Origin of the sequence: Ensifer sp. SSB1 (assembly GCF_016652895.1) — a bacterium.
In the GTDB taxonomy this organism is placed as follows: domain Bacteria; phylum Pseudomonadota; class Alphaproteobacteria; order Rhizobiales; family Rhizobiaceae; genus Ensifer.
Map to the genome: position 1 here is coordinate 21481 of NZ_JAEPRP010000079.1, position 10388 is coordinate 31868.

At 56.4% G+C, this 10388-nt stretch carries 15 protein-coding genes and 2 pseudogenes; 5 read left to right on the forward strand and 12 right to left on the reverse strand.

Annotated elements, in window-relative coordinates; genetic code table 11:
• Positions 1 to 122 precede the first annotated feature (122 nt).
• The gene (locus I8N66_RS19790) at positions 123 to 713 is read left to right on the forward strand and encodes a hypothetical protein (RefSeq protein ID WP_291156907.1); all 591 of its coding nucleotides are present in this window, start codon (positions 123 to 125) and stop codon (positions 711 to 713) included.
• A gap of 30 nt (positions 714 to 743) precedes the next feature.
• Here I8N66_RS19790 and I8N66_RS19795 read toward each other — a convergent pair whose 3' ends face one another.
• Together I8N66_RS19795 and I8N66_RS19800 are read right to left on the reverse strand one after the other, a co-directional pair.
• Complete coding sequence (locus tag I8N66_RS19795; RefSeq protein ID WP_291156909.1) at positions 744 to 1151, reverse strand: PAS domain-containing protein; 408 nt, start codon at positions 1149 to 1151, stop codon at positions 744 to 746.
• 88 nt (positions 1152 to 1239) lie between these two features.
• Positions 1240 to 1533 carry a hypothetical protein gene (locus tag I8N66_RS19800; RefSeq protein ID WP_291156911.1) on the reverse strand — a complete coding sequence of 98 codons (294 nt, stop codon included), beginning with the start codon at positions 1531 to 1533 and terminating at the stop codon, positions 1240 to 1242.
• 316 nt (positions 1534 to 1849) lie between these two features.
• Between I8N66_RS19800 and I8N66_RS19805 the strand changes: the two genes are divergently transcribed.
• On the forward strand, positions 1850 to 2065 hold the full coding sequence (locus tag I8N66_RS19805) for a hypothetical protein (protein ID WP_291156913.1): 216 nt from the start codon (positions 1850 to 1852) through the stop codon (positions 2063 to 2065).
• A 525-nt stretch (positions 2066 to 2590) separates the two neighbouring features.
• On the opposite strand, the gene I8N66_RS19810 is transcribed toward I8N66_RS19805, so the two are convergent.
• From I8N66_RS19810 to I8N66_RS19830, 5 genes and pseudogenes are all read right to left on the reverse strand, one after another.
• Positions 2591 to 2749, reverse strand: a complete 159-nt coding sequence (locus tag I8N66_RS19810) for a hypothetical protein (protein ID WP_291156915.1) — start codon at positions 2747 to 2749, stop codon at positions 2591 to 2593.
• 337 nt (positions 2750 to 3086) lie between these two features.
• A pseudogene (locus I8N66_RS19815) lies at positions 3087 to 3374 on the reverse strand (transposase); the annotation flags it as partial.
• Between the two features lie 121 nt (positions 3375 to 3495).
• Entirely contained in the window at positions 3496 to 4020 is a 525-nt protein-coding gene (locus I8N66_RS19820; RefSeq protein ID WP_291156917.1) for a PIN domain-containing protein, read from the reverse strand.
• 68 nt (positions 4021 to 4088) lie between these two features.
• Entirely contained in the window at positions 4089 to 4547 is a 459-nt protein-coding gene (locus I8N66_RS19825) for a helix-turn-helix domain-containing protein (RefSeq protein WP_291156919.1), read from the reverse strand.
• A gap of 255 nt (positions 4548 to 4802) precedes the next feature.
• The gene (locus tag I8N66_RS19830) at positions 4803 to 5924 is read right to left on the reverse strand and encodes a hypothetical protein (RefSeq protein ID WP_291156921.1); all 1122 of its coding nucleotides are present in this window, start codon (positions 5922 to 5924) and stop codon (positions 4803 to 4805) included.
• A gap of 143 nt (positions 5925 to 6067) precedes the next feature.
• On the opposite strand from I8N66_RS19830, the gene I8N66_RS19835 reads away from it, so the two are divergent.
• Positions 6068 to 6277 (forward strand): helix-turn-helix transcriptional regulator, encoded by a 210-nt coding sequence (locus I8N66_RS19835; RefSeq protein ID WP_365887548.1) that lies wholly within the window; start codon positions 6068 to 6070, stop codon positions 6275 to 6277.
• A 278-nt stretch (positions 6278 to 6555) separates the two neighbouring features.
• Here I8N66_RS19835 and I8N66_RS19840 read toward each other — a convergent pair whose 3' ends face one another.
• The 3 genes and pseudogenes from I8N66_RS19840 to I8N66_RS19850 form a co-directional block, all read right to left on the reverse strand.
• Complete coding sequence (locus I8N66_RS19840) at positions 6556 to 6813, reverse strand: hypothetical protein (protein WP_291156923.1); 258 nt, start codon at positions 6811 to 6813, stop codon at positions 6556 to 6558.
• A 143-nt stretch (positions 6814 to 6956) separates the two neighbouring features.
• Entirely contained in the window at positions 6957 to 7565 is a 609-nt protein-coding gene (locus tag I8N66_RS19845; protein ID WP_291156924.1) for a hypothetical protein, read from the reverse strand.
• Positions 7566 to 7868: 303 nt separating this feature from the next.
• A pseudogene (locus I8N66_RS19850) lies at positions 7869 to 8017 on the reverse strand (ISKra4 family transposase); the annotation flags it as partial.
• On the opposite strand from I8N66_RS19850, the gene I8N66_RS19855 reads away from it, so the two are divergent.
• Positions 7997 to 8347 carry a hypothetical protein gene (locus I8N66_RS19855; protein ID WP_291156938.1) on the forward strand — a complete coding sequence of 117 codons (351 nt, stop codon included), beginning with the start codon at positions 7997 to 7999 and terminating at the stop codon, positions 8345 to 8347. The pseudogene I8N66_RS19850 and the gene I8N66_RS19855 overlap by 21 nt on opposite strands.
• 223 nt (positions 8348 to 8570) lie before the next feature.
• On the opposite strand, the gene I8N66_RS19860 is transcribed toward I8N66_RS19855, so the two are convergent.
• Together I8N66_RS19860 and I8N66_RS19865 are read right to left on the reverse strand one after the other, a co-directional pair.
• Positions 8571 to 8966, reverse strand: a complete 396-nt coding sequence (locus I8N66_RS19860) for a hypothetical protein (protein WP_291156926.1) — start codon at positions 8964 to 8966, stop codon at positions 8571 to 8573.
• Positions 8963 to 9187: a hypothetical protein gene (locus I8N66_RS19865; protein WP_291156928.1), complete on the reverse strand. Its 225-nt coding sequence runs from the start codon at positions 9185 to 9187 to the stop codon at positions 8963 to 8965. Before I8N66_RS19865 ends, I8N66_RS19860 begins: the two co-directional genes overlap by 4 nt.
• Before the next feature lie 594 nt (positions 9188 to 9781).
• On the opposite strand from I8N66_RS19865, the gene I8N66_RS19870 reads away from it, so the two are divergent.
• Positions 9782 to 10388 (forward strand): alcohol dehydrogenase catalytic domain-containing protein (locus I8N66_RS19870; protein ID WP_291156930.1); only part of this gene is annotated, 607 nt, incomplete at its 3' end.

Consider the following 10388-nt stretch of genomic DNA (forward strand, 5'->3'; position numbering starts at 1 on the left):
GAAGGATACTCGTGGCCTTGCCCGAAGATGATGGCACGCCTGTGGGTTAGTTGAAACGCCAAATTCCGCCCTGTATTGGTGCCGCAAGAGCTTGCGGCAGAAAAGCCTTGAGGTGCAGACCTATGAAGCCACCACAACGTAGATTCACCGTCGAGTACAAATCCGGCCGCCGTCTGCCGAAAACGCAAGCGACGAGCTCGATTTGGGGCAATGTGGATCTCCAGGCGCTTGCCCGCGAGGTTAAAGACCAATCGTCACATTTGTTCGGCGCCAACCGGCCTGCCGTTCAGGAAGTCATAGCCCCCGCAACTGCCCCAAACGAATTGATTTCGGCGCACGAGCCCGTCGTTGAAGAAATCGCAATTGAAGCATCTTCAGTTGTTCCAATAGCGGATGACGCTGAGAGCGCCGCACCAACTTTGGATATCGTCGAGGAAATTGCGGAGCCCGCGCCGACCGCAATCGAGCTTCCAATCGAGGCCATCGGCAAACGCACCAAACAGAAGTCTCGCAAGCACGTTGTTCGCACCTTGATGCCGGTTCCCAAAGCTGCGGACGGGCGTCAAAAGCCACCGGCGAGCGCTGAAGCCACGGCGGACCCCGCTGACGAGTTGGTCGCACTTGATGCTGAAAACAGGCGTCTTCGGCAGTTGCTGGCGAACCAGCTTCGCGCGCAGAATGCCGAGCTCGAAAGGATGCTCAAGCGGTTTTGAACCGACGGGACGCGGCAACCGAGGTGATAATTAGTGGGCTCGATTGTTGTTCGCAGCGGCCGCGCTTTCAAGAACAACCATACCGGAATAAAGCACCGGTGTGTCGTTGCGATCGCGAAAACAGCGGGCGAAGACGATCACCGAAACATACTGGCCGTTTCGCCCCTTGACGCGATAGACAGACTGCTGAGCCCGCGCGCCGACAATGGTGTCGGTAATTTGTTTGGCGACATATGCCCGGTCTTCGGGGTGCACACGATCAAGGTAGGTTTTGAGCGGCAATCCGCGCTTGGTCTCTTCGGCAACAAGCCCGAACAGCTCGGCCAAGGCGGAGTCCGCGTAGACGAGATCCTGCGTTATATCCCAGGTAAAAATGCCGGAGTCCGCAGCGCCCGCATTCGTGAGTTCGACAATCAGCGTCCGTTCTCTACCGCTCACCACCGTCGCTCCCACTTTGTTCGAGTAGAAATTGCTTGGTTTCGATCGCTGCTGATGAGAAGCCGCGGCGCTTGTGCGGACCTTGTCCTCAGGTCCGACCATCCGCCGTCGGCCCGCCCTTTATGGGCCTGTCCGTTGTGTACCGATCGATCAAGTGCCGAAGGCAATCGTGCAGATGTTTGTTGTAGCCACCGTCATCAATTTCCAGCAGATCGAGATAGAACTGCGCCAGCGTTCGAAATTCTGCCCTGTTGGTCGGTTCGTGTCGTCCGATTGCCGAAAACAGTTGGCTCATATGATGCTCGAGTGAACGGAATTGCTCCGTCCCATATTCGTTTACGAGTCCAACCATTTGTTGCTGCGCAGTCTTGAACTGCGCCACGAGCTCGGCGGCGCTCGCATCACTGTCTTGATCACATCCAGGCATTTCAGGGATTTAGCATGCGCTAACAAAAGTGCAAACGCGCCAACCCTTCAGTTTGTCGTTTATTTCAAATCTTGAAGTTATTTAGCAACGACGTGCGTAGGGAGCGGATTTTGCGGCAGAAATGTTCTGCGATCTGGCGCCTTCGCGAATGCCTGGAGTGCGTCAACAAGTAATCACAAGCTGTGAGATGTCAAAAATAGACGCGGTAAGTTGTGGCATTATATGCAAACGTAGAAATATACTGCTCCCGATCAAGCAAAGAGGTGGGTTTGTGGACGAGCAAAAAGACAACGACATCGAAGCTGAACACGCACCGAGCGAACTCCAGGACATTGCTGAAAAGCTGGCGATCCTAGCAAAAGAGATCAAAGTTGTCGCAGCGACGCCGCTTTGTTGTGGCACTGCCAGCGAGGCTTTCGAAGGACCTGCGAATTCTGCAAAGCGGCCGGACGACGCTGCAAAAACCGGAGCCCTGCCCCAATCGTGATCCCGGATGACATAACCACAACCGCCTGGAGATTGTCGGCGGAGCATCTGCTGCGTGGTCAGAAAGACCCAACGACAATGATCGCTGAAGCCATCAGGGAGGAGCGCAAGCGCTGTCTTGAGATTGCTGCCGCATGCTGTGGCAGTGACTCTGAGGTCGTCCGCCAAATCCGCGATGGCAGAGCAGAAGCTGACGCCTGATGGCGCCTAGCCTCCGGCGCGAAGCTATCCCTAAAACGGGACTGGGGGCGCAAATCTGACGAAGCTGATGGAACCCCGAGTGAGAGCAGAGCTGTTTGCGGGTTTCGTGGCGAAGCCTGTTCAGCTTCGATAGTTTTACAACCCCAACCCCAACCCCTTCTTCAGTCCGCGCGTAAGCTCATATTTTTGGTTCAACTCCGCCCAGTGCGCGCGATCAGCAATGCGGGCGACCTCGTTGATGCGCTCGATCTTCGCGGTGTCAGCTATCCCAAGCCTGTCGAGTTCCTTCTTGAACGAGCGCGGGTCTGAAGTGCCAAAGCGCTGTTCAAGCGTGCGCGGTGCGCTTTGCCTCTTCGAGTGCGTCTCTACCTTCGGGATTGCGACCGAGCTCTTCCACGAACTGCGCCTTCTGGGCCTGGGGTAGGCTATCGAGTTGCTTCAGGATGCCCTCACTGCGCGGCGAGAGCCCTGGCACTTCGACCACATCGCGCTTGTCCCGCTGCCAGGTCTCAGCGTCACGCTCGGCTCCAAGTCGCCGCGTCCAGGTCTCGGCGGCAGCTGAAACGTCTTTACAAACCTGATTACATGAGCCGCATAAGCCGCTTGTGCAAATCTCCCTAACGCGGCGAGGTCGTCGATGCTTCAAATGTTCCTAACAGAGCCTGCGATTGGAGTGTAGCGTCGTGAACAACTGCGGTTGGTTTGAAGGAACAAATCGGGGTCCGAAGCCAAAGTGCACGATGAGTGAAGGGCCCGCGGAGCGGCCGAGAAAAAAGTGCACGAGCGCCTTGACCTCAACGACCCCAATCAGAGAAGACCCTCAGAGGGAGCTTTGTGGAATGCAGCGGCGTGTGGGTCGTCACCGTAAACTGGAAGCGACAATCGCCGCTGGAGCATTGATAGAGACCCGGACGCGCACGCCGCTGGCCCATATCGCGCCCGGCGATTGCAATCGAGCGCTTGTAACCACAGGTAGGGCAAACTCTTCCGGCCGGCCACACCATGCTTTCCAGCAATCGCCGACACTGCTCCTCATCGCGAAAGGCCACGACCATATCTTCCGCGGTCCGAATGTGAATGTTGGTAAGCGCTGCAAGCATCTCCGACATTCTCATCTCCATCGGATCATGCCCGAAGAACCGCATGGTAGCCCATGAGCATCAAGCTTCTGGCTATCTTTGGTTGATAAGGCCATGTATCAAAGGGAATAAGACCGAACCGGTCAGGGATCTAAAGCGACAGGAGGTGAGGTTTTAAGACGTCTACGGTTTGCGTAAGGCCGTTCGCCTCCATATCCAAAAGCAGGATATCCGCGGTTTTCTCCGGCTTCCTAAAGCGCTCTCGCATACGCCTAATCGCTGCTACCGCTCTGCCGGTATCCAAGGCGATTGTATCAGCAATAAAGGAATCCGCCGACTTCGCTTCAAGGTTCAGTCTTCGGAGCAACTCCGCTGGGAAGTCTCTCAGATTTTCGGTTACGATTACTGCGGCCTGCGTTTTCAGAGCGGCTGCAACCACATGGGCGTCGTTTTCGTCAGGAAGACCTTCACAAGCGGAAAGAAACTGATCAAAATCAGCGATCATGGCTTCCTCGAACGCAGCCTCCATGCTTGCTCGGGCGCGCGATGCTCGTACGGATGCATCGGCGACGTTCTTATCAGTGAGGATCTTCTCGATAGCCTTCTGGGTTTCGTCGAGAACAATTGCCGACCAGCGGAGGCGGTAAAATTCCGCTTCCGCAAGTGTCAGCAGCAAGTTGCGCTTTAACGCACTCGCTAATGTGCACGCGTCAACGAAGGCAGTGAAGCGATTAGCGAACAAGCTTACAGATACTCCGCGTCCAGTGCTGCTAGATCTGCAAGCGCCTTACTCCGCTTCTCGTCGCGCTCCTTCTTGTATTTGAAAAGATGATCCGCCTGAATTCTTCGATGGCGGCCAACCAGTGAGTACTCAATTTCGCCCTTATCGAGCAGAGAGACCAGGAATGGCCGCGATACATTGAGAATATCTGCAGCTTGCTGTGTCGTCAGCATCTTGTTGACGGGAACGAGTGTCACCGCATCCCCTTTACCAATATGCCTCAAAAGCTCCATGAGAAGGCTAGATAGCGCCGGGGTAAGGGTAATCTCCGTCGGCTGCTGTGTTTCATCGTCGAGCACGCGCAATTTCGCGTCGCCTGTAGCATGCGCCGCCAATATCTTCCGCAAGTGATTTGCTGCAGCTTTTTCAGAGGCCGAAGGCAGGCGTCCGCCAAGTTCGTGGGCTGCTGCTGGAACTGTCATTTTTATCGCCCTCCGTTAAAAGCCATTCCTACTCTATATTCGCAGCAAACGCAATAAACGAAATAAACGAAACAGATCGAAGCTCTCTGAGGCTAACACCGGATTCATCTAGCCAGTCGACTTGGTTGCCGGTTTGGAATCGCCACGGCGGGAATTGAGAGGGCATTTAGACACCTTCGTAGTTCGCAACTACGAAATACGTAGCACGAACCTGACAGGTAACAGCGGCGAAGGCCTGGGTTTGGAAAGGCGTGATCAAAACGGCCTCCGCAGCAGATTTCGAACCTTCCGCGAGAGCTCGTCAAGTGTCGCCATAACGCGGTTCACCTGCGAAAGACCAGGTATGGGGTCTGAGAAATACCTGATTACGCCGTATTCATCGCTTGCGGAGAGTGCTGCCAAGTGTGCCAAGGTGCGCTTACGCAGGACAAGGCCCGCATTCAACGCCATTCGCGCTCGCTCTTCAACATCGTGCCGGAACCCGCGAACTGTCGCGTGGTCCGCGCCTTTGGCAATCAAGAGCGCATCCAGATAGAGTTCAATCGCATGGAGCGCCAGAAGGCGCCGTGGAATCTGGCTGGACATGCACGTACCTTCGCCAAGTTTGATGGCCGCGTCTTTGTACTGGGTCGCCAGGTCAAGAAGGTTGCGGACGCTAATTGGTTCGGCGGGACGTCCAACTCCCGGGCATGGCTTCGGTTCGCCCATCTCCTCGAGGCGGATAAGTTCTTTCAGTAGGGTTCGTAAGTCTGGCCAGGGCGCGCCTTCGCGTTTGAGGCCGGGATCATGCATGACGATCAGGCAATGGAGCTTCGCGGTGACTTCGATCAGCGAGAAGGGACGTGTGATCCCCATGACACGTCCGTATATCCCGGCTTGCTCGGCGAGCTCATGGTCCCGAGTGACCGCCGCACTGTAGCCCAAGCGTTTGTCGGCTTCTTTCCATTGTTTGCGGCGGTGTCTAAGTTCGGCCCGCGCGCAGGAAAGTTGTTCGGCATTCAGGCGGGAGGTGACCCGATTGATCTCAGCGAAGGAGCGGGTCATGAGGGGGCCGTCGACGGTCTGCAGCTCCGCCACGGGCAAGCCTCCGGCCTGTTCCAGCATTTCCCTTTCAAGCCCTTGTTTGAGGTGGGCGGCCCGCATCCGCTGCAGGTGGAACGCATACCAACGGGGCCACATTTCACTCACCGTCGTCGGGCCGCTGGCTTTCCGCTGACCGTCAGATTCTGCGAAACGCGCTCCCAGCACGCGCGCCGCGACGGGAAGTAGGTTTCGACGATCGATGATCTGCGGCAGGCTTCCGGTGCCACCGTTCTCTGCAGCTACTTTTCTACGCTCAATTGCAGGTAAAGTTCTGCTAGTCTCAGAATCAGCCATGATCCGAGCTCCCTATAGCTTGAATTGCGGTCAGGCCACGCGAGGTGTCGCAAGCACCCTGCGTGGCCGCAATGACCGCGGAACACTTTGAATCACGCAAAGATTATGTCAAGGTTATAATGTTGACTGCCGATCAAATCCGAATGGCTCGAGCTGCATTGAAATGGGGCGTTCGCGATCTTGCGAGCCGCGCAAACATTACGGCGGCCACCGTCACTCGCATTGAAGCCGGCCGTCCAGGGTATACCGCGACCTTAGATGCGATACGTTTCGCGTTTGAGGCTGCCGGAATAGAATTCATTCCAGAAAATGGGGGCGGTGCCGGCGTTCGCTTCTCCAAACCGAGAGACTAATCTAAGCAGTGGCGAACCCGTTCCACGTACGTTACCGCTCGATAAATCCGGCGTACAATTGTGCAACGAGCTGTTGCACAGTCGATGGAGTGCCTTGAAAACGAATGAGTGCCCTTGGAGGCGGCAACGAAAGCTCGCGATGTCATAGGGATTGTAAGCATTCGCCGAGATCCGGCGCCCTGTACAAGTGGCTGGGTGAGGGGCGCGGTAGTTTGTAGGACGAGAGGACACGTATGACGCGAGTAATTACCATGAGGGCCAAAGCAGTCGAACGACGGTTAACGAAAAACTCGTTCGTTTAGCAGCGTAAGCAATGCGACAACCTCGACCTGCAAGTCGGCGCAGGTCTCCTGATATTCAGTTAATAAGTCTTCTTGCCGCGGAACCTCTCGCAGGAGGTCATCGAGTTTCGATGATGCCAGAGCATAACCCTCGAAAAGATCAAAGAGACTATCATCTCTGGTTTCGCGAAGCTGTTTGGGATGGCGAGGCAACACCATTGCCAATCGGGCGCGCCCTAAATGCATCAACGCCATGTTTCCCTCGGAGCGATTCCGTGAATCGGCGGTTGGATGCAAAAAGCCGAGGAGCACGCCCGGCTAAAGCCAGGGGTTTGTCAGCAGTCTGAGAAACGGCCCCGTACGGGGCCGTTTCTTTTCGCTGTGTGCCTCACGGTCTCTTACATCGGCCCGGGCATCATTTTGGTCGGCTTCTCCAGCATCGGAAAATCGGCCTTGCTGCATTTCACCTTCGGGTTCGTCGGACTGAACATGCCGTTCGGGTTGTCCGCGAACAGCCAGGCGTGAAGATCGTAGTGCACGAACTCCTTCGGGATCAGCGGGTAGTGTCCCTCCATCGGCCCCATGAATTTCTGGCCGAACAGGCTTGGGGCTTCCTTGACCTCCGGCGTCAACTGCACCAGCCATTCCACGCCGACCAGTTTCAAGCCCTTCTTCGTCGGCTCGTAGATCAGGACGTTGGGCTTCATCGGGTCGAGCTTCTGGCCGATACTTGGGACGTTGACGAAATGGATGCCCATGGCGCCCTTCGGATAGTCCATCGCGCCGGCTATCTTCTCGCCGCTGTAGTAGACGCAGCCGACGGTCGACAGATAGAGGTCGCGCACAGCGGCCGTGTAGTCCTCATACTTGGCCAGCGATTTCTTCAAGGCTTCGAGGTCGGCCTTGCTCATATCTTCGGCCCGCGCCGTGGCGGCGCCAAGCCATGCCCCCAAAAGACCGGTTAAAACGAGGACGCCGCAGCGCCCAAGGCGAGCTGTTCTTGTCATGCATTCCTCCCAGACATGATCTGGCCGTGCAAGACCGAGGCGGAGAATGCAATTGCGCGGCCCGTTGTGCTCGCCCCATCCCCTCTGGAACGGCACCAATGCTACTCTTTTCCCTGGTGTTGGAAAAGTATCAATTAGAACAAGCTAATGGCCTAAGACTTTTGACCTAAAGCGCGTCGCGCTGAAACGAATTCAAGCGACGCGCTTCAGTTTTTGTTTTGATGCATGTCGTTCTCCCAAAACCGCTGCGCACTTTTGGGCGACATGCATTAATTTGCGGTCGCGCAAAAACACAAACGGCCTCGGCTGACCGGACCAGTATCGCCGACAGTAGTTGACGATCGAAGGTGCGTCTGCCCCAGGTAGGTGCCAAGATTGTTGATCAGCTCGTATAGCCGCCTGATTTTGCCGGGGGCGTCGCGAAATCCGGCATGGCGTTCTATCTGAAGGACGGAAAGCTGGCGGCTGTCCATAACTACATCGATGTCGAGCTCTATTCGGTGAAGGCCGACAAGGCTTTGCCGGCTGGCAGTCACAATGTGACGATGGCCTTTGTGTATGACGGAGCGAAGGAATACGGCAAAGGCGGCACCCTGAAACTGCTGGTCGACGGAAAAGAGGCCGCCAGCGGCAAGATCGAAAAGACGACGCCATTCAAGTATTCGCTTTCCGAAAACCAGGATATCGGCAGCGATACAGGCACGCCCGTCACCTATGACTACACGACGCCGTCCAAATTTGAAGGGGCGCTCAAAGAGGTCAAGGTTGAATTGCAACCCTGAAAACAATGCGGCTGGCCGACAGACCAAGCGCGGGCGAGGCCTGTTTCTTCAGCGGCCAGCTGCTTTCGTCGCCGAAGAAGGAGCAACTGGTCCTGAACTGGACAGGGTTTGCATTTCGGAACGATGGCGACGTGGGTATGAAACGCGAGGGAGCAAGATGATGGCAGTGATCCACCCTGTTCGCAAAATTTGGCCTTGCCACACATGGCTTTCTACGAAAATTTCAAACCAATCCGCAACCCTGGGGCGCTCCAAAATGACAGCCGAACGAGACCTTTCCTCGTGAATTCGGGACGCGCTGCCTGATCACGCAATGCTCCTCGACGTCGTTCGTGAAGAAGTGAAAAGCAATTCTCGCGTCACGGCGGGCTAGGCCCTGGTCGTCGAACCACTTCAGCACGAGCCCGACATCGTGGTCATGCTGCAGCATGCCCGAACCATGGAAGTCAGCCTCGGGCGTATAGGTCTCGGCCGCATACCGCCATTCGTCGTTAAGCCGCGTATAGAGGTGCATGCGGCGGGTGTTCAGCCAGACGAAGAACGGTTCGTTCGCCTGTTTTGCGGATCCCATGAAATCGAGCGCCTTTGGGATGACCTCGCCGGCGTCGAAGTTCTTCATGCGCTCCTGGGTGAGCGGACCGGTGTCCTCAATCGTTTGCTTGCCGACGCGCCCGAAACGGGGTCTTCGGTCGGATCGTCCTTGTCACTCACCTTGCAATGGAGAACGCTCCTTGTTCCGAAGCGCTTTTCGTAGTCCTCGATGTTGCCCGAGAATGCCTTGCCGAAACGTTGGTAGTCCCGTTGCTCGGACTCTTCCTGCGTATTGAGGTGGTATGGCAACCAAATCTCCGCTTCCCGACGGTTTGACCGCCTTCTTTCAGTCCGTTCGTCCGCCAGGGACTGCGCTGACAAGCTAGCCGACATTTACCACTGATAACTCAAGGCGCCGCCCTGTGTTGCTTACTTAGTAGTCGAGCATTACGTCGATTGTGCCGCGGAGGCTAGGCTGTCCCTGGTTGCGAATTATGTGTGACTGTGGGCGGCGCTGGCCGCGCATTCATTCCCAAGCCGAGAATGGAACGCCCGACGCTTCAATTGCGCTGAAGACGAAGGATAGGGGCGAGCGTCTTGACTGGGGCCGGAAACGGACTGGCGGCTTTCCGGCTTCGCAACGAAGATATAAGACGTTCAACCTGCCGGGTCGGGCTCGTGAGCCCAAACGGTCATTTGTTTCCAATCACGCCCCATGGCAGCTGGTCCAGCCACTGTAGTGGCTGCGTCCCAATCTCATTCTGCGCAAATAAGCAGCTATTCGTGGGTGGCGACCGATTTCTGGTGGGTTTGATCTGGAGCAATTCGCTTCAGACCAGCGTGCGCTACTTTTTCGACTGAGTTTGCCTCAGTGGGGGAGCCTAATCTGGATGGAGCCCGCCAATGAAGTCTCTGCGGATCGTTGTTCGCCACTATGGCGGACCTGAAGTTCTGGAGATCGTGGAGGAAGACGCGCCCCATCCGACATCAGGTGAGCTGCGGGTGCGAACAATCGCCGCTGGCGTCTCCTTCGCAGAGCTATTGATGCGGGAGGGGATTCATCCGGAAAAGACGACCCTGCCATTCACGCCAGGATGGGACATTATAGGCGTCGTTGACGAGGCCGGAGAGGGAGCGTCCCATTCGATGGTTGGTAAAATGGTTGCGGCGCTGCCCATTCATGGTGGCTACGCCCAGTTCATCTGCCTGCCGGAAGATGAACTCACTCCGGTTCCAACTGGTGTTGATCCCGCCGAGGCAGTTAGCCTCGTGCTGAACTACGTTACGGCCTATCAGATGATGCATCGGCTTGGGCATGCCTCACCGGGACAACGGGTCCTTATTCATGGCGCGGCCGGCGGAGTGGGCACGGCTCTCCTGCAACTTGGTCGCCTGGCAGGTCTGGAGATGTATGGGACTGCATCTCTTGCAACTCATCAGATCGTATCCGATCTCGGGGCCACGCCGATCGACTACGAGCGGGCCGACTTCGTCAAAGAGATCCATCGCC